This is a genomic window from Citrobacter sp. RHBSTW-00599 (genome assembly GCF_013784065.1).
Lineage (GTDB): Bacteria > Pseudomonadota > Gammaproteobacteria > Enterobacterales > Enterobacteriaceae > Citrobacter > Citrobacter braakii.
This window is the reverse complement of the sequence record NZ_CP056717.1, coordinates 2510783-2535577: the sequence shown is the minus strand read 5'-3', so window position 1 is coordinate 2535577 and position 24795 is coordinate 2510783. Positions and strand designations below refer to the sequence as shown.

Annotated in this window: 21 protein-coding genes; 4 read left to right on the top strand and 17 right to left on the bottom strand. The window is 51.5% G+C overall.

Features of this window, described 5'->3' with window-relative positions; translation table 11 throughout:
• Positions 1-168: 168 nt before the first annotated feature.
• On the bottom strand, positions 169-1512 hold the full coding sequence (locus tag HV243_RS12380) for a VOC family protein (protein WP_053389633.1): 1344 nt from the start codon (positions 1510-1512) through the stop codon (positions 169-171).
• Positions 1513-1632: 120 nt separating this feature from the next.
• Complete coding sequence (locus tag HV243_RS12375; protein ID WP_053389634.1) at positions 1633-2535, bottom strand: manganese-dependent inorganic pyrophosphatase; 903 nt, start codon at positions 2533-2535, stop codon at positions 1633-1635.
• 230 nt (positions 2536-2765) lie between these two features.
• Between HV243_RS12375 and pcaQ the strand changes: the two genes are divergently transcribed.
• Entirely contained in the window at positions 2766-3689 is a 924-nt protein-coding gene (pcaQ, locus tag HV243_RS12370) for a pca operon transcription factor PcaQ (protein ID WP_003020288.1), read from the top strand.
• A 45-nt stretch (positions 3690-3734) separates the two neighbouring features.
• Here the strand turns inward: pcaQ and HV243_RS12365 are convergent, their stop codons facing one another.
• From HV243_RS12365 to hrpA, 10 genes are all read right to left on the bottom strand, one after another.
• Complete coding sequence (locus tag HV243_RS12365; protein WP_053389635.1) at positions 3735-5423, bottom strand: methyl-accepting chemotaxis protein; 1689 nt, start codon at positions 5421-5423, stop codon at positions 3735-3737.
• Positions 5424-5592: 169 nt separating this feature from the next.
• Positions 5593-6711 carry an S-(hydroxymethyl)glutathione dehydrogenase/class III alcohol dehydrogenase gene (locus tag HV243_RS12360; RefSeq protein WP_016153173.1) on the bottom strand — a complete coding sequence of 373 codons (1119 nt, stop codon included), beginning with the start codon at positions 6709-6711 and terminating at the stop codon, positions 5593-5595.
• Positions 6712-6743: 32 nt separating this feature from the next.
• A complete protein-coding gene (locus tag HV243_RS12355; RefSeq protein ID WP_003833178.1) occupies positions 6744-7019 on the bottom strand; it encodes a metal/formaldehyde-sensitive transcriptional repressor in 276 nt (91 codons plus the stop codon).
• 339 nt (positions 7020-7358) lie between these two features.
• Positions 7359-8660, bottom strand: coding sequence for an AppA family phytase/histidine-type acid phosphatase (locus HV243_RS12350; protein WP_053389636.1), 1302 nt, complete (start codon positions 8658-8660; stop codon positions 7359-7361).
• A gap of 278 nt (positions 8661-8938) precedes the next feature.
• The gene (locus HV243_RS12345; protein ID WP_047499135.1) at positions 8939-10207 is read right to left on the bottom strand and encodes a Y-family DNA polymerase; all 1269 of its coding nucleotides are present in this window, start codon (positions 10205-10207) and stop codon (positions 8939-8941) included.
• Positions 10208-10209: 2 nt separating this feature from the next.
• On the bottom strand, positions 10210-10629 hold the full coding sequence (locus HV243_RS12340; RefSeq protein WP_016153176.1) for a translesion error-prone DNA polymerase V autoproteolytic subunit: 420 nt from the start codon (positions 10627-10629) through the stop codon (positions 10210-10212).
• A gap of 171 nt (positions 10630-10800) precedes the next feature.
• A complete protein-coding gene (cybB, locus tag HV243_RS12335; protein ID WP_019076843.1) occupies positions 10801-11331 on the bottom strand; it encodes a cytochrome b561 in 531 nt (176 codons plus the stop codon).
• 149 nt (positions 11332-11480) lie between these two features.
• A complete protein-coding gene (gene aldA / locus HV243_RS12330) occupies positions 11481-12920 on the bottom strand; it encodes an aldehyde dehydrogenase (RefSeq protein ID WP_053389637.1) in 1440 nt (479 codons plus the stop codon).
• 199 nt (positions 12921-13119) lie between these two features.
• Positions 13120-13911 carry a YdcF family protein gene (locus tag HV243_RS12325; RefSeq protein ID WP_053389638.1) on the bottom strand — a complete coding sequence of 264 codons (792 nt, stop codon included), beginning with the start codon at positions 13909-13911 and terminating at the stop codon, positions 13120-13122.
• An 85-nt stretch (positions 13912-13996) separates the two neighbouring features.
• Entirely contained in the window at positions 13997-17899 is a 3903-nt protein-coding gene (gene hrpA, locus HV243_RS12320) for an ATP-dependent RNA helicase HrpA (RefSeq protein WP_047498566.1), read from the bottom strand.
• Positions 17900-18100: 201 nt separating this feature from the next.
• Between hrpA and azoR the strand changes: the two genes are divergently transcribed.
• Entirely contained in the window at positions 18101-18706 is a 606-nt protein-coding gene (azoR, locus tag HV243_RS12315; RefSeq protein ID WP_006684422.1) for an FMN-dependent NADH-azoreductase, read from the top strand.
• A 43-nt stretch (positions 18707-18749) separates the two neighbouring features.
• Here azoR and HV243_RS12310 read toward each other — a convergent pair whose 3' ends face one another.
• The 4 genes from HV243_RS12310 to HV243_RS12295 form a co-directional block, all read right to left on the bottom strand.
• On the bottom strand, positions 18750-18935 hold the full coding sequence (locus HV243_RS12310) for a hypothetical protein (protein ID WP_016153181.1): 186 nt from the start codon (positions 18933-18935) through the stop codon (positions 18750-18752).
• Positions 18936-19062: 127 nt separating this feature from the next.
• Entirely contained in the window at positions 19063-19386 is a 324-nt protein-coding gene (locus HV243_RS12305; protein WP_016156611.1) for a YdbL family protein, read from the bottom strand.
• A 7-nt stretch (positions 19387-19393) separates the two neighbouring features.
• On the bottom strand, positions 19394-19585 hold the full coding sequence (locus tag HV243_RS12300; RefSeq protein ID WP_016156612.1) for a YnbE family lipoprotein: 192 nt from the start codon (positions 19583-19585) through the stop codon (positions 19394-19396).
• Positions 19582-22221 (bottom strand): YdbH family protein, encoded by a 2640-nt coding sequence (locus tag HV243_RS12295; RefSeq protein WP_053389639.1) that lies wholly within the window; start codon positions 22219-22221, stop codon positions 19582-19584. Before HV243_RS12295 ends, HV243_RS12300 begins: the two co-directional genes overlap by 4 nt.
• A gap of 690 nt (positions 22222-22911) precedes the next feature.
• On the opposite strand from HV243_RS12295, the gene HV243_RS12290 reads away from it, so the two are divergent.
• A complete protein-coding gene (locus HV243_RS12290; RefSeq protein ID WP_003833196.1) occupies positions 22912-23901 on the top strand; it encodes a 2-hydroxyacid dehydrogenase in 990 nt (329 codons plus the stop codon).
• 114 nt (positions 23902-24015) lie between these two features.
• On the top strand, positions 24016-24435 hold the full coding sequence (hslJ, locus tag HV243_RS12285) for a heat shock protein HslJ (RefSeq protein WP_053389640.1): 420 nt from the start codon (positions 24016-24018) through the stop codon (positions 24433-24435).
• A 13-nt stretch (positions 24436-24448) separates the two neighbouring features.
• Here hslJ and HV243_RS12280 read toward each other — a convergent pair whose 3' ends face one another.
• Positions 24449-24715 carry a DUF333 domain-containing protein gene (locus HV243_RS12280; RefSeq protein WP_003020360.1) on the bottom strand — a complete coding sequence of 89 codons (267 nt, stop codon included), beginning with the start codon at positions 24713-24715 and terminating at the stop codon, positions 24449-24451.
• Positions 24716-24795 lie beyond the last annotated feature (80 nt).

Sequence of the window (24795 nt, the reverse complement as noted above, 5' to 3'; positions counted from 1 at the left end):
TGTAAATGGTCCCGCGCCGGCCATAATCAGCGGCAAGAGAGTGCACATTTCTGACCGCTCACTCTAGACAAAATTCATTAATAATCCAATTGTTGGTCGCCGATTATCTGTACAAAATCGAAAATATTTTATGTCGATGGGAACAGACCGAATCCCATGTAAATTCAATTAAAGTAAACCACACCGCCGTTTACTGCGATCTTGCGCCTCCTGATACAGCGCAAACTCATCATAAACCGCACACCCCAGCGCCTGTTCAAACGCGTCGCGGCTGGAATTACCGTGGCTACGGGCCTGAGTTTCATTCCCCAGATTAGACTGGAAAATCCCCGCGGCGCTCACCGGTAAAAAATCTTCGTAGGTAATGGGCTGAGCAACCAGCCAGCCCCGCTCAATGAGCGGCTGCGGGTCGTCATCCGGGCGAATCGCCTGTCGATGCGCCTCGCCCGACGGCGTCAGCCGGTAGCGGAACCAGGCAAGCCCCTGCTGGCGCAGCAGAAATTCGCTGTCCGGGAATGCTTTGAACACCTCCTGCAAATGCAGCTGATGCGTCAGGTTGTCTTTTCCCGTTCCCGCTTTATTCAGCAATTCGTCGTACAACGCTCTGCCTTTCGGCGTCAGGGCCACGCCGCGCTGTTCGATTTCACCAAAACGCGCCGTGTGAGTGCCACGCATTTCACCGGCAAATAACACCGGCTCTTCCAGCGCTTTAAAACTGGTCTGGCGCAATAAAATGGGCACCTCGCGGCGCGGCGGCCCTTCAATCAGTATTTTGGGTTCAATGCCGCACTCCGGCATCATCGACTGAACCCGGTCGATATCCAGCGTACGCGGCGTCAGATGGTTGATATGACACCCAGGGAAACACACCACATCAGCAATCAGCCGGTGCTCATTGTGCAATGCGTGATAGGTCGCCTCATCGACCGTGGCATGCTGATGCCAGCGGAAAGTTTCCAGCGCTTCTTGCACAAACTCCTGCGCCTGCTCAGACGTAAAACTGCCCTGCACATCAAACTCATCCAATAGTTCGTGACAACGACGGGTGAAAATATCGCGTTTCGCGAGGATCTCCGCGGCTTTTTGCCGTAGCGCGGCGTTTTCGATTAATTCGAGCCGCAATAACGAGGTGAATACCCGAAACGGGTTGCGCGAAAGCGACGCATCGTCAATGGGACGAAACGCGGTGGAATGCACGGGAACACCGGCCTGGGAGAGATCGTAATAACTCACCGGATACATGCCCATAATGGCAAACATCCGGCGTAGCGTAGAAAGCTCCTGCGCAGTGCCCACCCGAATGGCGCCGTGGCGCTCAACGTTTAGCCGGGCCAGCTCATCTGCATTCGCCAGTTTTTCATGCAGCGTAGGATTATTTTCCAGTACCGCCAGATTCACATCAGCGACAAGTTCCAGCAACGTGCCATATTGCGGGACTTCCTGCTGGTACATTGCTGACATTGCCTGCGAAAATTGTTCCCGAATCTCATCTGCCGTGATGGTGTTCGCCATAATGTCATGCCTCCAGTGAATATTACCTGGAGTGTAGAAAACGCCGCTGACTCCGGTGGGAAGAATTTACAAAGTGTGACCCCGCGTAAATTTCCCACCCCTACAGATGCTGAACAGAACCTACTGGCGTGGTTTTAAATGACTTTCCAGCCAGGGCAACATCTGTTTTTTACGGCTGAGCATCCCTTCCACCTTACAGGGCTGCGGGATGTCTGACAGCTCTGGACCGGCAAACCACAGGCTGGTGTCGCCCAGATTGATATCGGTGAGCATCAGTACAACCAGCGCGGCATTCTTTTCCTCTGCATAGCGCGCCATTTCCAAACGGAGATCGTCCAGCACCGCATCCACCTGTTGCAGCGCATACAGTTCAAGCTGCGCCACACACACCGAATGTCCATGAATGGTGAAGGTTTTAATGTCTTTCTGCAGAAGCTCGCGAGCGCTCATGCCTTCCACGCTTGTTTTAGCAGAAAGCAGGTCGCGACTAAACGCCTCGAGATCCACACCGGTTTTTTGGGCCAGGGCCTCCACCGCCAGGCGATCGTCAGAGGTGGTCGTTGGCGAACGAAGCGTGACAGTGTCACTCAATGCGGCACCCAGCAATAAAACGGCCTCAGCGGCAGACAACTGGCCGCGCTCCTCTTCCGTCATCAGTTGCCATAACAGCGTCGCGCTACTGCCGACTGGCTTCACCCATACTTCAGGTGGCAGACGAGTGACTAATCCACCGAGTCGGTGATGATCGATAATTCCCACGACGTTACTTTCTGCCAGCGATGCCGGCCCCTGGGCAGGCTCCGTGAAATCGACCAGCCACACATCACGATCGGTCAGTTCAAACGTCAGCCGTTCAGGCATCGTCAGTCCCGCATGCTCAAAGATAAATTGCGTTTCGCGGTTAGGTTCGCCCAGACGCCATGCCGTCGCCTGCTGGCCACGTAAAGTAAGCCAACGCGCCGTCATGGCGGCGGTACAAATGGCATCGCTATCGGGGTTAAGGTGCCCTATTACATCTATCATTAATCAGTACCTTGTGAAGAGAATGGTTCAAAAGCAAACAATAACGAAAGTATATCGACTGGACGGATTCTCTTCCATGATCCCACCACCCGGTGACGCTGTACAAAACATAAGCAAAATAAATCAGTTGTAAGTAAAATAGGATAAATGTTAATAATATTTTGCTATCAAGTTATCAAAATCGAACAACTTCACTTGTCACCGATACGACTCTGTTTTTAACATCGCTTATGGAAAAAAATGTTCTGTTCAATCAGCGCATTCGCTTGCGCCACCTTCATACTTTTGTCGCCGTTGCACAGCAGGGAACGTTGGGCCGCGCGGCTGAGACCCTTAACCTGAGCCAACCAGCCCTCTCCAAAACGCTGAATGAACTGGAGCAACTGACCGGTACCCGGCTCTTTGAGCGTGGTCGCCTTGGCGCACAATTAACGCTGCCCGGAGAACAGTTTCTTACCCACGCAGTCAGAGTGCTGGATGCGCTCAACACCGCCGGACAAGCCTTAAACCAGCGCGAAGAGTCACAGACGGATGTCGTACGGATTGGCGCCTTACCCACCGCGGCCCTTGGCATTCTGCCGGCGGTCATTGGCCCGTTCCATAAGCAGCAAATGGAGACCACGCTGCAGGTTGCCACTATGAGCAATCCCATGATCCTGGCGGGTTTAAAGTCAGGGGAAATTGATCTCGGCATTGGCCGTATGGCCGATCCGGAATTGATGGTTGGTCTGAACTACGAGCTGCTATTTCTGGAATCGCTCAAACTGGTCGTGCGCCCTAACCACCCGTTGTTGCAGGAAACCATCACGCTGAGTCGGGTGATGGAGTGGCCGGTGGTGGTTTCACCAAAAGGAACCGCCCCTCGCCAGCACGCAGAGGCGTTGTTGCAAAGTCAGGGCTGCAAAATGCCGCCGGGCTGTATTGAAACGCTTTCAGCATCGCTCTCCCGCCAACTGACGGTCGATTACGACTATGTGTGGTTTGTCCCTTCAGGCGCGGTTAGAGAAGATTTACGCCAGGCGACGCTGGTGTCGTTGCCGATACCCACCCACGGTGCGGGTGAACCCATCGGCATTCTTACCCGTGTCGATGTGCAACTCTCTCAGGCCGCGCAGATCCTGATCGCCGCAATACGCAAAACTGTACCGTTTTGATGCCAAAAATTAAGGGACCATCAGGTCCCTTAATTGATTTTATTGTTAAAACGTTTCCCAGTTATCGCCACTGGCAGTTGCCGCCTGCGGGCGTGAATGGTCAGGCTTTGTCGTCACAGGCGCGCGTTTAATAGCACTTGTCCCTGTTAAACGGAATGTGCCAACAGCTTCCGTTAAGCGCGCCGCCTGCTCTTCCAGCGATGCCGCAGCGGCAGAGGCTTCTTCAACCAGCGAGGCATTTTGCTGCGTTACCTTATCCATTTCTGAAATTGCCTGACTCACCTGGACGATACCCCGGCTCTGCTCATCAGAGGCCGCTGCAATTTCCAGCATAATGTCGGTGACGCGTCTTACCGCATCGACAATATCCGTCATCGTATTGCCCGCTGCGACCACTTCTCCGGAGCCCTGGTCAATCAGTCGGACTGATTCGCTGATCAATCCTTCAATCTCTTTTGCCGCCTGAGCGCTGCGGCTTGCCAGCGTGCGCACCTCACTGGCAACCACGGCAAACCCACGGCCCTGCTCTCCTGCTCGCGCCGCTTCAACCGCTGCGTTCAGCGCCAGAATATTGGTCTGGAAAGCAATGCTGTTAATAACGGCTGTGATTTCGGAGATTTTCTTCGAACTCGTTGAGATATTGCCCATGGTTTTGACCACGCCAGAAACCATCTGACCGCCCCGACTGGCCTTACCGGAGGCATCTTCTGCCAGCTTGCTCGCATGATGCGCGTTGTCGGCGTTTTGCTTCACCGTCGCCGTCAACTCTTCCATGCTGGCCGCCGTTTGTTCAATCGCCGCAGCCTGTTGTTCGGTACGTGAAGACAGATCGGTGTTCCCCGCCGAAATCTCACTGGTACCGCGATAAATCTCTTCCGCGCCCTGACGCACCGTGCCTACCGTTTTCCCCAGCGAACGTTGCATTGTTTGCAGATGGCGGCTCAGGCGACCAATTTCGCTGCGCCCGGTCGGTTCCTCCGGCATGGTGAGATCCCCCGCTGAAATTTGCTCAATACGCTGGGCGGCACGCAACAGAGGATGAATGACGGTACGACGCAGAACAATGAACGTCATCACGGTCAGCGCCAGCGCAAGAACGAATGCGCCCAGCATAAAAGCCATACCAAGCTGTGTACGCTGATGCGCCTGTTCGCTTAACTGATTCGCCCTGGTGGTACGAATGTCGATCGCCTTTAACAGCACCTTGTTGTACGCAGAGTCCAGCGGTCTGGCCTGTTCATTTTCATGGTTGATGATCGCTTCAAACATGCCGTTTTTAGCGTACTTCAGCATCGGCTGTAAGCCGTCGGTATAGGCTTTGAAGCTGGCGCTCAGTTCAGCGTCTAACGCTTCATCGGCAGACGTTTTTACCGCGCGTGACATATAAGCATTGAAACCGTCCTGCGATTGCTTAATCCGTTTTTCTGCCTCGGCGATATTGGCCTTCATGTCATCCATTTCGGCAATACGGCTCGCCGCGCCGGCGTGGATCATGTTGATACGCGCGGTACGCAAGTGGTTAGAGCTGTTAGATAACCCCATCCTGACCTGAATCTCATCGGTTACGTCGCGCTGATCGCGATCGGCCTGCATAAGAAAATAGCTTGCCAGTCCGGAACTTAAGGCGAACAGCAGAAGGATGCCACCGAGAATGGAGGAAAACAGCGGAACCAGCCGGATTTGATGCAGAAAGCCCAGTTTATGCTGGGCTTGCATCGATGTAGTGTTGTCCATGACCGTCGACTCTCTTGTAGGGTTTATGCGTGAAAACACGCCCGTTAGATAGTCATCGGCAATCCGGGAAGTTTACTTACCGTGAAAAGCGCCGGATTCGTCACACTTTCACAACATAATTCTAAAAAATTCAGGAAAGTGCCAGCGGAGAAATCCGCTGGCCAATGAATCAGTTATCACCAAAGTGGATAACGGTACGGATGGATTTACCCTGATGCATTAAATCGAACGCGTCGTTAATCTGCTCCAGCGGTAAACGGTGGGTAATAAACGGATCCAACTGAATTTTCCCGCTCATCGCATCTTCAACCATACCAGGAAGCTGAGTACGCCCCTTCACGCCGCCAAACGCGGAACCGCGCCAGACACGCCCGGTAACTAACTGGAACGGACGTGTTTTGATCTCTTGTCCGGCTCCTGCCACGCCAATAATGATGCTTTCGCCCCATCCTTTATGGCAGCATTCCAGCGCCGCGCGCATCACGTTAACGTTACCGATACATTCGAAACTAAAGTCCACGCCGCCATCGGTAAGCTCGACAATCACATCCTGAATCGGTTTGTCGTAATCCTTCGGATTGATGAAATCGGTCGCGCCCATTTCACCTGCCAGCGTAAATTTTTCCGGATTGGTATCAACGGCCAGAATACGCCCGGCTTTCGCCTGCGCCGCGCCCTGAATCACCGCCAGGCCAATACCGCCCAGACCAAATACGGCGACGGTATCGCCTTCTTTCACTTTTGCGGTGTTATGGACCGCTCCGATACCGGTGGTCACGCCACACCCCAGCAGACACACTTTGTCCAGCGGAGCCTGCGGGTTAACCTTCGCCAGAGAGATCTCCGCGCAAACGGTGTATTCGCTGAAGGTGCTGGTGCCCATATAGTGATAAATCGGCTCGCCGTTATACGAGAAACGGGTTGTGCCATCCGGCATCAGACCTTTGCCCTGGGTCGCACGTACGGCCTGACACAGGTTAGTTTTACCCGATTTACAGAACTTACACTCGCCACATTCTGCGGTGTATAGCGGGATCACATGATCGCCCGGTTTCAGGCTGGTAACGCCTTCACCCACTTCAACCACAATGCCGCCACCTTCATGGCCGAGCACCGCCGGGAAAACCCCTTCCGGATCGTCGCCTGAGAGCGTAAAAGCATCAGTATGGCACACGCCTGTGTGGGTAATTTTAACCAGCACTTCACCTTTCTTTGGCGGTGCGACATCGATTTCGACAATTTTTAACGGTTGGCCGGGGCCGAATGCAACTGCTGCACGTGATTTCATTTGTCTCTTCCCATTATTGCGAGGTGATGGTGTTATTTTAGATAAGCACGCAGAAGATGGCCGATTTCAGCCATGCGCACGGCACGCTGGTCTGGGGTTGTTTCCCCGCTGACCAGTTCGTCTTTCAGGTGGATCTCAACCATTTCGCCCATCAGGCCATTGGATGCGCCGCGCACGGCGGCAATTTGTTGCAGGATAGCCAAACACGGCTCGCCGGACTCCAGCGCGCGCTCAAGCGCATCAACCTGACCGCGAATACGGCGTACACGGGTGAGAATGCGTTTTTTATCTTCGGGTGAATGCGGCATATGCCCTCCAAATACTATAGGGGGGTATACTATCAGTCTTTTTAACTAATTGTAAAATAAATAACTTGTTATTCTTTAATGAGTTGCACAAACAGCACATTTAGACATATGTGGACATATCACCGTGTAAAGCGGTTTTAGAGCCGCAACACCGAGCGCTTTGTCGATGTATTCTGCATCGCTGAACAGACCGGATTTTTTCTGGAGCAGCGTAACTGGATTGTCACTCGCAAAGAACAGGCAATTGAAAGACTCATGTAATTATGAACAATACGAATACCCCCGACTACAAACCGGGGGTTTCTATTTTTTAATACGCTATATATAATAATTAATTACTTATTCCGTAACTGCACACTCTGGCACGCGAATTTCCTTAATGAGCCTGGAAAAACTTTTTAACGAACACATTCCCTCAGCATTTTTCTCTTCACATGCAATTAATTTTAAATCAACTTTTCCAGCAGGTTTTTCTAACGACAACGGTTGAATATCCCTCATATCTCTCAGCGTCTGATAAACAAATGAAACCTGAATCCAATCCGTATTATCACTGGTTCTTTTCCACTTTTCGAATACAAGCTCCCCACCAGGAGGGGTATTATCGGGTTGACCGGGTAGCGACCAGTTAAGATCTAAAGCCCCGCTTAAATTTGCAAGATTGGTATCATGACCAGCAATAAACAACAGAGATACGGGTAATTTTATGCCATACCTGTTTTCTGTTGTACCATTTGTCAATAATGCAGTGTCTATCATATCGAGTAATGGTGTGGCCCTACTACGGGCAACTTCTGGAGTTCTTTGCAAAAGATCAAACTGAGCGTTATGCAGACTTAACAAATCTCTCCATTCTTTTTCCCCCGTAATACGCCCCCAGGCTACCTGTGGCATTCCCTGGGCCTCTTGCAACAGAAATATCTCAGTCAGCGTGGAAGAAAGACTCCAGGCACCAGGTAATGATACGTTGTCAGGAGTTACCTTAAGTTCAGACGGTAAAGCCTCTGGTAATGTGCATTTCGTAGACTTTTCTGTAGTCTTACATGTCTCCGATTGTGAGAAATTTAAAACATTTTCCAGGGTCCGAAATGAAGATTGATAGCGTTGGGTATACAGTTCAATATTTCCTCCGGCCCGTTCAAGAATAGCGTTTTTAACCTTCAATGTGTTAAACGAACATTTCCCCATTTTTACCGGATTAAAAAGAGGATCAGTTTTTTCTTCATCCTTCTGATAATGCACTTGAATTTGACATTTTGGTGCTAACCCAGCCAGAAACGCCTCACCCGTTTTACGGGTGCGTTGATCCGTGTCTGCAATAACAGCAACCTGCCCTGGAGATGGGCACGTTTGATTATTCAACAGACCTTTGCTCGTGAACCATAAACGTTGATACTGACCTAATTCAGAAACAAGTTCTCCCCCACGAGGCGTTAGCCATCCTAACGGCACATCCCATTGTGGCCATTGATCGGGTGTAACATCTTTCATTATTGGAGTGAACTTCGTAGGTGCTCTTACTCCATGACGACTCACTATCACAACCCGCTCAAGTTTCATACCGTTCTGCTCTTCAGCATGTATTGAGAAAGAACCGCATAAGAGAGAAAAAAATAATAAACGAATGATGAATGTACTCATTACCAGCACCACCTTTTCGTAAGTGAAAAACAAACAACTCGTATAAGCCAGTTCGATAACTGGTTCTATCAGATAGAAATAATCCTACTCCTGAGTTCACAACAATCCAACTTTTTGAATATCAACTTTGTCTCTTATCGAAGTATTAAAGGAGCGCTAATTTAGCCGCACTGGAAAGGTATCCAAGGTTATGGAATCGTTGGCAATTTACAACGTCCTGTCATTGAAAGGATAATTGATCCGGTATAAATAAGGTGGGCGGAAGCCTTGTTTGGCTATCAATTTACCCGCAGCAAATCACTGTATCTCGTTGTATAACGTGGTGAAAGCATGTCTCGCTTCATCGCCCACGGCTGCTGTATCCCTTGCCCGGCAAAGTAGAGCGTTCCTTTCCCCTGTTCAGCATTAAGAGTATCCAGTAGGTCCATCAATTTATCGCTGTTACGCCGCGGGGCGTTATTATCAAAAAGATTCAGCTGTGCAACGCCAGAGCTAAAAAAATCCCCCAGCATAACGCCCGCTTTTTGATAACGTAGCCCCTCTCGCCAAACGGCGTCCAGGCTGCGCGTGGCTGCTGTAATAATGTCCCGGCTATCCTGAGTTGGCGTCAGCAGTTTTATCGATGCGCTGTTACCGTAATAAGGTTCATTCAGGGCAAACGGACTGGTTTTGATAAACGTAGAGATAAACCGGCAGTACTGGTGTTCTCTGCGCAGCTTTTCCGCAGCACGTGAAGCATAGGTGCAAATGGCCTCTCTCATGGCGTTGTAATCCGTGAGTTTTTCACCAAACGATCTTGAGCAGATAATTTCCTGCTTATCCGGCGCAAACTCTTCCAGAGCCAGACAAGGTTCACCACGCAATTCCCGGACGGTTCGCTCAAGCACGACGCTGAAATGTTTACGAATGAAGCGAATATCGGTATCCGCCAGGTCGAGAACCGTTTTAATGCCCATGACGTCCAGTTTTTTGCCGATGCGGCGTCCGATGCCCCAAACTTCATCAACCGGGAGTGCTGCCATCAGCTTACGCTGGCGTTCAATATTTGAGAGATCCACGACTCCGCCCGTCTGTTCCTGCCACTTTTTGGCCGCATGGTTCGCCAGTTTGGCCAGGGTTTTGGTCTGAGCGATACCGACCCCAACCGTAAGACGTGTTTTCTGCAAAATGGTTGCTCTGATTTCCTGACCAAAATCCGTAAGATCCCTGCAGTTTCGCACGCCCGTTAAATCACAAAAGGCTTCATCAATACTGTATATCTCCACGCGTGGCGACAACTCCTCCAGAATCGACATCACCCTGCTGCTCATATCCGCATACAGTTCGTAGTTCGAACTAAAACAGAACACGCCATAGCGCCTGAACAGATCTTTCTGTTTGAAGTACGGAGCGCCCATATTAACGCCAAGCGCCTTTGCCTCTACGCTACTGGCAATAACGCAGCCATCGTTATTTGAAAGAACGACAACGGGCTTCCCTTTCAGATCAGGCCGGAATGCCGACTCACAGCTGGCATAAAACGCGTTAACATCCACCAGTGCAAACATCATCAGCCCGCTGCTTTAATGATAAATGTCACCACGCCAAATATATCCAGCGTGTCCTCGCTGCTAATCATGATCGGCGCGTAGGCGCTGTTCTCTGGCTTCAGCATCACAACCGGATGTAATTGCAGGCGTTTAACGGTGAATTCGCCCTCAACGGCGGCAATAACGATGTCTCCATGAGCAGGTTTTCTGGCGCTGTCGACAATCAGTAAATCACCCTCGCCGATCCCTGCTCCCCTCATAGAGTCGCCAGATGATTTAACAAAATAGGTTGCGCTGGGATGCCGTACCAGCAGGTCATTGAGGTCGATACGTTTCTCAACGTAGTCCTGTGCAGGAGATGGAAAACCGCAGGGCACAAGATCGCTAAATAACGGAAAGTGTTTAATTTCGCGGCGTTCCGCAGGCTGGAAAAACAACATAATAATCTGCCTCTCATTTACTGTATTTATATACAGTAGTTTTAATAAGAGCAGCAATCAAGTAGCGAGTGTGATGAACTGGACGTTGTTTAACCATCTTGTCGGTAAGTTTTTATGATGTCTGGAAAAATAATCGGCTAAAAAAATACCCCGCATTTGCGGGGCATTACATCAGGAGCGTTTTCGCGGCATCATGCGCAGCAGCGTATTGTCCTTCCAGAAATAGTGGTGCATCAGGGCCGCAGCGGCATGCAGAGCAATAACAAAATAGCCCAGATTTGCCAGCGTCACGTGCCAGGACTTCAGCATATCCACTACATCAAAATTGGCCTCTGCCGCATGCGGCATAACGATGCCGAATGCAATCCACGGGTTACCCCGGTTGTACATCATCACCAGTCCAATAATCGGCAGAACAATAAACAGCAGATAGATAACCAGATGCCCCAGATGCGCCATTCCGGTCATCATCGGCTTCGGTTTTGGCACAATCGGCGGTGCCGGATATTTTAGCCTGACCAGCAGACGCGCCACCATCAGCGTTAAAATAGTGATGCCACAGGATACGTGCACCATGTTAAATAAGGGACGATAGCTGCGCGGGAAAAATCCGCGAAACTCCATAGCGCTGTAGGCCACAATGACCAACAAAAAGACCAGCCAGTGAATGCCAATTTGCAGGCCAGAATACTTATTCCCCATAACACTTCCTGAATAAAAACAATAATGCGTCACCATAACGGGCTTTTGTTAAAAATTCATTAACTTTTGCTCACCCGGCTTATTCTTATGGATCGCCAGCAAAGTGTGAGAATTGCGCCGGGTGGCGTACAGGCTCACCCGGCGAAAACTTAGGACTGCAGATACACCACCTGCGTTTGCAGATATTCGTTCAGACCGTGTTTACCGTCAGCCCCGCCAATCCCGGACTTGCGCCAGCCAGCATGAAAGCCCTGCATCGCCTCGAAGTTTTCACGATTAATATAGGTTTCGCCAAACTTCAGCCCTTTAATCGCCTTCATCGCCGTATTCAGATTCTGCGTATAGATCGATGAGGTCAGACCGTAATCGCTGTCATTGGCCATCTTCAGCGCCTGTTCCAGCGTATCAAACGCTACCACCGGAAGCACCGGACCAAACGTCTCCTCGTGCATAATCGCCATCTCCTGGCGCACGTCTAACAGTAACGTCGGTGGATAGTAATACCCTTTGCCGGAAACGGCCTTACCGCCCAGCACCACTCTGGCGCCTTCCTGCACCGCTCGTGCAACTTTCTGCTCTACACGCTCCAGCGCAGCGGCGTTAATCAGCGGCCCCATTGCAATATCATTGCGCTCAGCCGGATTGCCAAACTGCACGGCTTTCATCGCCTCGCCCAGACGATTGACGAATTGGTCATAAATACCTTTCTGAACGTACACGCGCTCGGCACAGTTGCATACCTGTCCGGTGTTGATCACCCGCGAGTCAACAATTGCCTTTACGGCCAGTTCAAGATCGGCATCATCCATCACGATAGCCGGGGCCTTGCCGCCCAACTCCAGACAAACTTTGGTGATATTTTTAGCCGCCGCAGCCATAATTTTCTCACCCGCCCCGACGCTACCGGTCATGCTCACCATGGCCACCTTCGGGTTTGCGGCCAGCGCCTGACCGACCGTTTCACCACGTCCCAGTACCAGATTAAATACGCCGCGCGGCAAGCCAATATCATCAACAATTTTGGCAAAGGCGATGGCGTTATTCGGTGTAAATTCACTCGGCTTAATGACAATGGTATTACCCGTCAACAGTGCGGGAGCCAGTTTGCGGGCAATCAGGAAAAATGGAAAGTTCCACGGCAGAATGCCCGTAGTCACGCCCAAAGCGCGCTTAAACAGCAGAATATTCTCGCCCGGACGATCGCTTTGCAGGATCTCGCCTTCATAGCGACGCGCCCACTCCGCCATGTAATCGATATAGTCGGCGGTAAACGAGACTTCGACCTCAGCCAGTTGCTGTATTTTTCCACCCTCCGCCACAATCAGCGCGCTGATTTCACTGGCTCGCTGACGGATACCCGCAGAAATTTTGCGTAACCAGTTCGCCCGTTCAATGGCGGGCAGCGCTTCCCATTGCGGCTGAGCGCGCTGTGCAGCATCGATCGCTTTACACGCATCCTCGGCACGTCCATCGGGAATACGCGAGATCACCTCTTCCGTGGCAGGATTGACGACATCAATCCAGGCATCATCGTGCCAGGTCACAAACTGCCCATCGATATACATAGGATGTTGTACGGGTACTGACATGCGGCTCTCCTGTGATTGATTTGTTTTTAACAAGTAAAACTATTGTTAATTAATATCAATCATGCAGGTCGTATTATGGCTGGAGTGGCTGTTCTGTGAGCGGCTTCATAAAAGCGTCTGGCAAAGTGATGATGAAGGGAAAAAACAGGTGTGATTTTTGCCCGTTTGCCGCAAAACGCCGACAAACGGGCAACAGGAATTACAGAGAGCGGCTCTCCAGTAAGTCAGTCAGCACGATGTCATTTTGCAACTGCTGCCAGGCTTGCTCAACGTTCTGAGGAATATCAACATGGGCGATAAAATCGCGGCCGCACGGCCCATAACCGGTGGCATCATCACGCAGGCGAGGAAGCTCACCGGTAACGAGAGACAGATAGCGATCCACTGACCACAAACCTTCTGCTGCTGGCACAAAATCCACGCCGTCTTGCTGTTGGGCCAGCTCAGGGATGAATCCAGGGAAACTCAACCAGCGCGGCGCATGCGGCTCATCGCGGGTTACGCGCTGAAAGGTTGCCATCGTGCGACGTTGCATAGTGGGATCCTGTACCACAATGACGGTATGAATACTTTCCGTCGCCTGATTCAATAATGCACAGCTAAAACGGGCATTCTCACCGCAGTTTGTTGACTGGTCTTCCACCCAAATCTTCTCCCCCGGGATTTGCCAGAACTGATGTGCGATATCGGCAAGGATCGCTGCTTCCGCGCGCCCGGTGGTACGAATGATGTTGTAACGAGGATGCTCTGCAATCGCGTCATACAAAAATCGTGTGGAGTGACCGATGCCACCGCTAATCAACAAGGGAACCTGTTGCTCTTTCGCGATCCGGCAGGCGGCGTCGATGGTCGGAATAACCGCGTTCCCTGCCAGAATCACGCAATCTGACTGAACGGTGATATTCCCCGTAAAATCATTCTGCGCCAACCATCGCCCAACGGTATTGATCGCCGCAAGCGTGGTTGCGGAAAGTGTCGGAAACTGGCTCATACTCATGACTCCTGATCTTAATACTTTATCGGGTTGCATACCGGGCGGTGACGTCACCTTACCCGGTATGCTGTCTGGTACCGATTTATCCCGAAATTTGCTCCATCGCCTGCAAAATACGTTTATCGGAAATCGGATACGGCGTACCAAGCTGCTGGGCAAAATAGCTGACGCGCAGCTCTTCTATCATCCAGCGAATCTCTTTGACATCGTCATCTTCACGGCGCGCGGGAGGCAGTTTATTGAACCACTGCTGCCAGGCCTGCTGCACGCTATCCACTTTCAGCATCTGCGCACGGTCACGATGCGGGTCGATAGCCAGTTTTTCCAGACGCTTTTCGATAGCCTGCAAATAACGCAGCGTATCGCCCAGACGCTTGAAACCATTGCCGGTAACAAATCCACGGTACACCAGCCCGCCCATCTGCGATTTGATATCCGCAAGCCCCAGCGCCATGGTCATATCCACGCGCCCTTTCAGACGTTTGTTGATATTAAACACCGCGGTCAGGATCTGTTCGACCTGCTTAGCAATATCCACCACCGTATCGTTCAGTTCAGCCCGCACTTTCTCATGCAGCGCCGCAAAGCCTTCTTCGGTCCACACCGGACCACCGTTGGCGTCGATCAGTTGATCCACACCACAGGATATACAGTCGTCAATCAAATCCAGCACTTTACCGTACGGGTTAAAATACAGCCCCAGCTTGGCTTTGTTGGGCAGTTTCTCATGCAAATATTTGATTGGTGAAGGAATATTCAGTAACAACAGGCGGCGTAAACCGCACCACATCGCCTGCTGTTGCTCCAGCGGGTTATCAAACAGTTTGATGGCAACGCTATCACGCTCATCCACCAGCGCTGGCCAGGCTTTGACCTTATAGTTACCGCGTTTTTGCTCGTAACTCTCCGGAAGCTGACCGAAGCTCCAGATGTGCAACCCGCTCTGTTCGATACCGTCATCCGCCACCGCAGACAATGTTTCCTGAACTTTACCCTTCAGTGCGTCTTTCAGATCCTGCAGCGAACGTCCTTCCTGCAGCTTTTTGTTCTTATCATCCACTACCCGGAAGGTGATTTTTAGGTGATCGGGCACCTGATCCCAATGCCAGTCTTCACGGTCAACGGTCACGCCGGTCATGCGGCGCAGTTCACGCTCCAGCGAGTCCAGCAGCGGCAGTTCCAGCGGCGTCACGCGGCCTAAAAACGCTTCCGCATAGTTCGGCGCGGGCACAAAGTTGCGTCGTACCGGTTTCGGCAAAGACTTAATCAGGGCGATCACCAGTTCACGGCGCAGCCCCGGAATTTGCCATTCAAAACCGCTCTCTTCGATCTGATTGAGCAGCGGGAGCGGAATATGCACGGTCACACCGTCCGCATCGGCCCCGGGTTCGAACTGGTAACTTAACCGTAGTTTGAGATTGCCCTGATGCCAGAAGTTCGGGTAATCCAGCTTACTGATTTTTTCCGCGCCCTCTTTGATGAGCATGCTCTTTTCAAAGTTGAGCAGATCCGGCGTTTCACGGCTGATCTTTTTCCACCAGCTGTCAAAGTGACGCGCGGAGACTACATCATGGCTGATGCGTTGGTCGTAAAACTCAAATAGCGTCTCATCATCAACCAGAATGTCGCGACGGCGCGATTTGTGCTCTAACTCTTCCACCTCTGCGCGTAACTTCAAATTGTCACGGAAAAACGCATGGCGCGTTTGCCAGTCGCCTTCCACCAGAGCATGGCGGATGAACAGTTCACGCGACAACGCGGGATCGATCTGGCTGTAGTTCACCTTACGGGCTGCAACAATCGGTAAACCGTAGACGGTAACCTTTTCTGTTGCCATCACTGCGCCCTGCGCACGTTCCCAGTGCGGTTCACTGTATGAACGTTTGATCAGATGCTGGGCAACCGGTTCGACCCATTCAGGATCGATACGTGCAGCAATACGTCCCCACAGGCGGCTGGTTTCCACCAGCTCCGCTACCATCGTCCACTTCGGCGGTTTTTTAAATAGACCAGAGCCCGGGAAGATCGAGAAGCGAGCGTTACGCGCCCCGGTAAATTCCTGTTTATCGGCATCTTTCATCCCAATATGTGACAGTAAACCGGTCAGCAACGCGACGTGGATCTCTCTGTATTCAGCGGGTTCGCTGTTAACAGGAATCCCTAACTCTTTCACCACCTGACGCAGTTGCGTGTAGATATCCTGCCATTCACGCACGCGCAGGTAGTTCAGAAAATCAAGTTTGCACTGACGACGGAACTGGTTTGACGACAGCGCTTTCTGCTGCTCGCCGAGATAGTTCCACAGATTCACAAATGCGAGGAAATCAGACTCTTTGTCGTGGAAACGGCGATGCTTCTCGTCGGAGGCCTGCTGCTTATCCATCGGGCGCTCGCGCGGATCCTGAATAGACAGCGCCGAGGTGATAATCATCGCCTCACGTACGCAGCCATGTTTTTGCGCTTCCAGCACCATGCGCGCCAGACGTGGATCCACCGGCAGTTGCGAGAGCTGACGGCCCAATGGCGTCAGTTTGTAAGCGGTTGCCTGTTCGTCGGTGGTTATTGCCCCCAGTTCTTCGAGCAGGCGTACACCGTCCTGAATGTTACGTTTATCCGGCGCTTCAACAAACGGAAACGCCGCGATATCGCCCAGCCCCAAGGCAGTCATCTGCAAAATAACGGACGCCAGGTTGGTACGCAGGATCTCCGGGTCGGTAAACTCCGGGCGCGACAGGAAATCGTCTTCAGAATACAGACGAATACAGATCCCCTCCGAAACACGACCGCAACGGCCTTTACGCTGGTTGGCAGAGGCCTGCGACACCGGTTCAATCGGCAAGCGCTGAACTTTGGTGCGGTAACTGTAACGGCTGATACGCGCAGTACCCGGATCAATCACATACTTGATCCCCGGAACGGTCAGCGAGGTTTCCGCCACGTTGGTCGCCAGCACGATACGGCGACCGCTGTGCGACTGGAACACACGGTTCTGCTCGCTGTTGGAAAGACGCGCATAAAGCGGTAGCACTTCGGTATGGCGCAAATCCAGCTTATTCAGCGCATCGGCGGTATCGCGGATTTCGCGCTCGCCGCTCATGAAGATCAAAATGTCGCCCTGACTTTCACGGCCTAACTCATCTACGGCATCAAAAATTGCCTGCAATTGGTCACGCTCGGTGTCATCTGCGTCTTCAACAATTGGACGATAGCGAACTTCCACCGGATAGGTTCGACCAGAGACTTCGATAATCGGTGCATTATTGAAATGCTTTGAAAAACGCTCCGGATCGATGGTCGCCGAAGTGATGATAATTTTTAGATCCGGACGGCGCGGCAGAAGTTCTTTCAGATAGCCGAGCAGAAAATCGATATTCAGGCTGCGCTCATGCGCTTCATCGATGATGATGGTGTCGTACTGCATCAGCAGCCGATCCTGTTGGATTTCCGCCAGCAGGATACCGTCCGTCATCAGCTTAACCATGGTGTTGTCGCTGACATGATCGCTAAAACGGACTTTATAACCGATACAACCGCCCGGCTCGGTTTGCAGCTCTTCTGCAATACGGTTCGCCACGGTACGCGCCGCCAGACGACGCGGCTGGGTATGGCCGATCAGCCCTTTTACCCCGCGCCCGAGCTCCATACAGATTTTGGGTAACTGAGTGGTTTTCCCTGATCCCGTTTCCCCAGCGACAATCACCACCTGGTTATCGCGGATCGCTTCCAGAATATCCTGTTTTTTCTGACTGACGGGCAGGTTTTCCGGGTAGCTGATGACCGGACGCGCGGCTTCACGCAGCACAACTTTACCTGCAGCGTGATCAATCTCTTTTGCCATCTCCTGGTAAATGGCCTGTTGTGCATCAGGATTTTTAACCTTCTTCACGCCCTGCAGGCGGCGGGCAAAACGCTGTCTGTCACGCAGCATCAGTGAATCCAGCTGTTGCTGCAACATGTTGAAGGTTAATTTTTGTTGTTCTGTCATAGCGTTAAAAGGCAGTGCTCTGCCGGGTTAAATCTCTTTTAGATGATAGGTATAGAGTACCACATCAGCGCTTTTCATGTGTTGTTCAATAATTTCGAACATAGGATTCGATATATTGCGCTATCACTGCGACAGGATTGTGAATAAAGTGTCAACAAGCAACGGGGCACTCCCCCTTCAAACACATAAAAGGAAACACCCATGAGCAAGGTATTAGTTCTTAAATCCAGTATTCTGGCAGGGTACTCTCAGTCTGGTCAGTTGTCTGATTATTTTGTTGAACAGTGGCGTGAAAAGCACTCCGCTGATGAAATCACCGTCCGTGACCTGGCTGCAAATCCTGTTCCGGTACTGGATGGCGAACTGGTGGGTGCGCTGCGCCCGAGCGATGCACCGCTGACACCGCGTCAGCAGGAAGCGCTGGCGTTGTCCGATGAGCTGATTGCTGAGCTGAAAGCGCATGATGTGATTGTTATCGCCGCGCCGATGTATAACTTCAACATCCCAACCCAGCTGAAAAACTATTTCGATCTGATTGCCCGTGCAGGTGTGACTTTCCGTTATACCGAGAAAGGTCCGGAAGGTCTGGTGACGGGTAAACGCGCAGTCGTGTTGACCAGCCGTGGTGGTATCCATAAAGATACGCCGACCGACCTGATCACGCCGTATCTGAACGTATTCCTGGGCTTTATTGGCATCACCGACGTGAACGTCGTCTTTGCTGAAGGCATTGCGTACGGCCCGGAAGTGGCGTCCAAAGCGCAGTCCGATGCGAAAGCCGCTATCGACAGCGTCGTCGCTGCCTGATAATTCACCCTCTCACCATCCGGTGGGAGGGTTTCTCCAGCATTTACTTCTTTACCTGCACCTGTTTGCCGTGAATGCGGTTAATATCACGCCAGATGGTTGCATAATCTCTGCACTTCGCCAGATTCTCTTCCCAGCAATGCAGCAAAAATTGTTCTGGCTCGGCAACATCCCGGCTTAACAGCTTGAATATCCAACGATTCCAGACATACCACTTGAAAAGCCACATGATTTCACTCCGCAACGCGACCGGTGTTGAACTATATCAGCCTCAGTTTGATGCCGTGTGGCAACTATTGCGATGTCGATGAATAAGTCAGCGTCGTGCCTCTCTGGTTGTGTGCAGAGAAGATTTATTATTTTCTCAACCACTTACCATTGATGCCCTGGACGTACTCCCCCGGTTTAGCCCGAGCGACCAGCTTTTGTCCGGCCATTTTCGCCACTTCATCTGGAGGAATGTTATTGCTCTCAGCCAGTTGCTGATAGCTGGCGCTGCGTGCTTTATTAATCTCACTCACCAGCGCCTGCGTTTCGGCGTCGGTTTGCAATGCCACCAGATAACCATTAAGCGTTTCGCCCACCCGCCCCTGGGATCTGGCTTCATTCAAGGTCAATGCCCACCCATTGCCACTGAATAAACTCAATGCCACCAGGATCACTGCAAGCTGTTTTTTCATCGTGACCTCAGAACAAATCGCTGCGCGATTTTAATAAGCTCTCAACGTCTTTATCGACTTTGATATGGATCTCATGCTCGATTTTGACGTTCATATTAATAGTGATCGGCTCTTTAGGCGCAGCCACTTCGATTCTGGGTGTGCACCCGATCAGCAGAGATGAAGCCAGCAGACCCAGCATGGCAGCTATCGTTTTCATTGTTGTTCCTCACATTCCTTGCCTTCCAGGCAATGGGATTCCGGCAGCGCTGCATTTTGTTCAAGCCATGCCTGTAAATTGTCGCCAAAACGCAAACTACGCCATAGCGTAAAGACGTTTTCCTCATGGGTGTAATTCAAATTAACCGTCCCCACTTTGCCATCCACCCGGCTATTGCCAGTTACGGTTGCCTGCATGGTTAAGACACCGAGATTATCCAAATTTATTTTCGTCCAGGAATGGCTTATTTCCATATAACGCAGCCAGTTAATGGCCGCACCGGCTGCCATATTATCTTTGACGACGGCATCCGCCGTGTCTTTATCAATACGCAGCGTCATAGGCCCCGGATTGGTCAGCCAGCCGTCTTTAATGATCCACTTTTCGTTATCCAGCCATAACGGCAACGCACCGCTGACCGGGCCAGACATGGCGAATTGCTTGGGATTAACCGCGCTGATAAGCTCGCTGGAAGAGATATTCTGCACCCGTAATAATGCCGGATCGTGCTGCGGCATCCGCAGTTGTTGCATGATGACTTTGCCCCCCAGCAGTTCGGCGCTGACATCGCTTAACAGTAACGGATTGTCTTCACTCCAGGGATACGCCCCCTGTAGATCGGCGGCGATATTTTTCACCGTCACCTGATTCACCACTTCCGCAATACGCAGTGAAATAGGTCCACGCGTACCCAGTTGCCATGCGCCTTCACTAAACCGGAAAGGCAACACAAAATCGACGCCATTAATTTGGTTATCGGGCATCCAGGCGCTACCGCCTTTTAATACCCCATGGCCGCCCGCTTCAAAGCCCTGTTCCGGGGCAGCCGAAAACGCAACCTGCGCATACAGTTCACCTTCACGTAGCTTCATTTTCCAGTCTGGTGGGATGAGCGGTTGGAATACGGTGAGCGATTGTTTTGGCCACCAGGCCTGTCCGCGCAGGCGGATCCCGTCCCAACGGCCATTTACCTGTACTGGACCTATCGCGCCCGCGTGAAGCTGGCCTTTAAACTGGAAAATCGTCGGGTCGGTGCCTTCCACGCTGAACTTCAGGGTTGACGGCGGTAACACGCTCCCCCCGGTAAAGGTGGTGTTCCCTGCGTCCAGCGACAGCGCGCCGCTAAAAGTCGGTTTGTTAGCATCCCGTACCCAGATGATCGGCTCGTCCATCACCAGGCGTGGGGTATCTACCTTCATGGTGCCGTATTGCAGGTGGTCAAATCCGGTGGAGAGATCAAAAAGCTTCAGGGTGTTGTCATGCCATTCGCCCTTACCCGCCACGTCCCAACGCGCATGCATTGGCGTAAAGCTGCCTTTGCCCCAGTACCGCCACTGCCAGCGACCCGCATCAGGGAGAAAATCATTTGCCAGACCATCCAGATGCAATTCAAAACCGCCCATCTGGTTTTCATGCGCGCGCAATATAGCCTGCAGACGGCCATCTACGCCGCGCTGTGTTACTTTTACGCCCGCCAGCGGCCAGCGAATTTCGTCAATATCCAGCGAGTCAATCACCCGTCCACGCGAACGCAGCAGCGCTCCTGGCTCGAAAGCCAGCTGCGGGTCGTTCAGGCTTCCGGTGAGTCTGACGGGTAATTTGGCGTAGAAGATCAGGTCACCCTGTTTCGCCTCGCCTATCAACTGTAACGGCATGTCGCTACTATCCACACCCAGCTTACCCGGCCCCAGCGTTAATACGGCGTTTCCTTTACCTGCATCGCCTTGGGTCAGTATGTTCAGACGCCCGCTCACCACCGCATTTTCCAGCCCGGCCTGCCAGTTTTCAACTTTCATGCCCAACCGCCCGCTGAGCGGGAATCCCTGATAAGGCCAGTTCCAGCGACCGTCGCTGATGGTTAATTGCTGGCGTGTTATTTCCCACGGAAGATCGAGCAACGGATCGGCATTGTCCCGCGCCATAACGATCAGTTGTCCGCTGTTTTCTTGCCACTCCAGTTCGGCGTCCACCAGTGAGGGCTCCTGCGGCAAGCTCAGAGTAGCAACCGCATGACCGCTCACCGGTAGTCCATCAGGAACCAGTGGCATGGTAAATTCACCGACCAGTTTTACCGGCGGTTGCCCTTCAAACGCGGCTATATCCAGCTCATTTACCGTGAGATTTTGCCCGTGCAGACGCCCCTGGAATTTCACTTTTTCACCCTGGTAGCGCAGTTGCTGGGTCGATGGCGTTAGCGAGAGAGACAGTTTTCCCTGCCACTCCTGCCAGGGGGAGAGAATAACTTTGTCGATGTTAATCCAGGTATTGGGCAGCATCGATTGCCATTCAGCCAGCGTTTTGGGCGCTGCCGGAGACGCTTCTGTCTGCGGTAATTTAGCCAGGCAAGCGGAATCCAGCTCAATTGTCCCGACATTAAGCAACCAGCGGCTGGGATGAGAAAGATCGGCCTGAGTAATGCGCGCTAGCGGGCAATCATCGACCAGATAACGGAGTTCCGGAATATGCAGCCCATGCCGTGTCAGCCGAGGGCTCTCATCCAGCGCGATGCGCGTGCCAACAGGTAACCAGACGCCCACCAGCGTAGGAACCCACAGGCCAAGCGTCATTACCAACGTCAGCGGCACGAGAATCAATAATAAGAGAAGTGCCAGAGCGGCTTTATATTTACCCTTCATGGGTAGTTAATATCCTGATTTAGCGAAAATTTAAGCCGGTTTAGGCCAGTATTGTGGCATGTTTAACAGGATATGCCCACATTAAGAATAAATTCCCATGAAGTATATGCACTATTTATCAATCAACGAGAATTAATAAAATAATAGTTAATTCAATTAGATAATGCATGATTTTATATGGCACGCTGTTACACGTGCCGTCGGGAATATAAAGAACTCAGACTCAATGAGGCCTCAGTTCTCCATCGCTATGTTTAGGTCCTAAACGACCAGCTTCTATCAGAATTTCCTCAATGAGCTCTTCGAGGCACTCCCTACCATGATGATCGCAGACCAGATGTACCTGCCGGGAAATCTCCTCAGGTTTCATACCATCACATAATGCCGCCTTAAGCATTAAGGTGGCCCATCGCTTTGCTTCAGAGTGAGTTAACATGACCCCTCCCGATATTTGCTACCTGTATAAGCGTAGCTGTCTGGATGTGATTCGGCTGGCTTTTTACCTGCATCGATTACGGGTATTGAGTTGGACGGAAAAATATCCAGTTGTTGAAATTGAGTAACCTGCCCACACTAACAACAGATGCGCTGAAATTATTCATTACGCCTATGACTATCAATAACTTTTTAGATTTTGTAAAATAATTTGAATTGGATTAATGTGACGTCAAAATCACTGGAGAAAGTCTTATGAAACTCGCCATCTATAGTACAAAACAGTACGACAAGAAGTATCTGCAGCAGGTTAACGAGGCTTTTGGTTTTGAACTTGAATTCTTTGACTTTCTGCTGACGGAGAAAACAGCCAAAACAGCCCATGGCTGTGAAGCCGTCTGTATCTTCGTCAACGACGATGGCAGCCGCCCGGTTCTGGAAGAGCTGAAAAAACATGGCGTGAAATATATTGCGCTGCGTTGCGCCGGCTTCAATAACGTCGATCTCGACGCGGCAAAAGAGCTCGGCCTGCAGGTCGTCCGTGTGCCAGCCTATTCACCGGAAGCCGTCGCTGAACATGCGATTGGCATGATGATGACGTTGAATCGCCGTATTCACCGCGCCTATCAGCGTACTCGTGATGCCAACTTCTCTCTTGAGGGGCTGACCGGCTTTACCATGTATGGCAAAACGGCTGGGGTGATCGGTACCGGTAAGATTGGGATTGCGGCACTGCGGATCCTGAAAGGTTTTGGGATGCGCCTGCTGGCGTTTGATCCCTACCCAAGCGCTGCCGCACTGGAGTTAGGCGTTGAATATGTCGATCTTAAAACGCTGTTCGCGGAGTCCGATGTCATCTCCCTGCACTGTCCGTTAACGCCGGAGAATTATCACCTGCTCAATCACGAAGCCTTTGAGCAAATGAAAAATGGCGTGATGGTTATTAACACCAGCCGCGGGGCATTGATCGATTCACAAGCCGCTATCGATGCGCTGAAAAACCAGAAAATTGGTTCTCTGGGTATGGACGTGTATGAAAACGAACGCGACCTGTTCTTTGAAGATAAATCCAATGACGTGATTCAGGATGATGTGTTCCGCCGTCTGTCGGCCTGTCATAACGTGCTGTTCACCGGTCACCAGGCGTTCCTGACTGCCGAAGCATTGACCAGCATTTCTGAGACCACGCTGCAAAATCTGGCACAAATCTCCAAAGGCGAAACCTGTCCAAACGCCCTCTTCTAATCCCTGTGCTCCCCCTGGATTCAGGGGGAGCATTTTCAGATAATCACCGATGCTAAAATCTTCAGTATCATTATTATATTGAATGTATTCCCGTCACAAACGTAGAGAAATTGAATGAAAAAAGTTGTCACGTTGGTTGCGCTCAGCATGCTGATGGCTGGCTGTGTGAGCAATGGAAAAGTTTCCGTCAATCGCGAACAGTTGCAGCATCACCGCTTCGTTTTGCAGAGCGTGAATGGTAAAGCCGTCACCGTCGCTAATAACCAACCCGAATTGAGTTTTGGCGAAAACATGACGGTATCGGGAAAGATGTGTAATCAATTCCACGGTCAGGGCAAACTGTCCGACGGCGAGTTGAAGGTTAAAGATATGGCGATGACCCGCATGATGTGCGCCGATCCACAGCTTAACGCGCTCGACGGGATCGTCAGCGACATGTTTAAGCAAGGCGCACAGGTCGATCTGACTGCTGACCAGTTAACACTGGCGACAGCAGAACAAACGCTGACGTATAAACTCGCGGATTTAATGTAGGAAACGCGGTGGCTTAATAGTTGCCACAGCTTCCGGCGGCAAGCGACTGCTCACTACAGCGTTTGCCGTTGGGTAACGCACACATTCCGATAGCTGAACCATCCAGCTGACGGGCAACGGAGAGCGAACCACCAATCATGGCGCAATTAGCTTCTCCAGAACTGGACATTGCGGCCTTCATCCCCGGTGCGACATGCGCGGCGGTTGCCTGCTGAACAGGTTCACTACTACAAGCCGATAATAATAACGCGGCACACCCTACCCAAAACGCTGCGCGCATCTTACTCCCCTCTGAATATTAACCAAACGACACAGCCATAAATAATAGGCAGCGGAAACACCGCCGTCGAGAGGCAATAT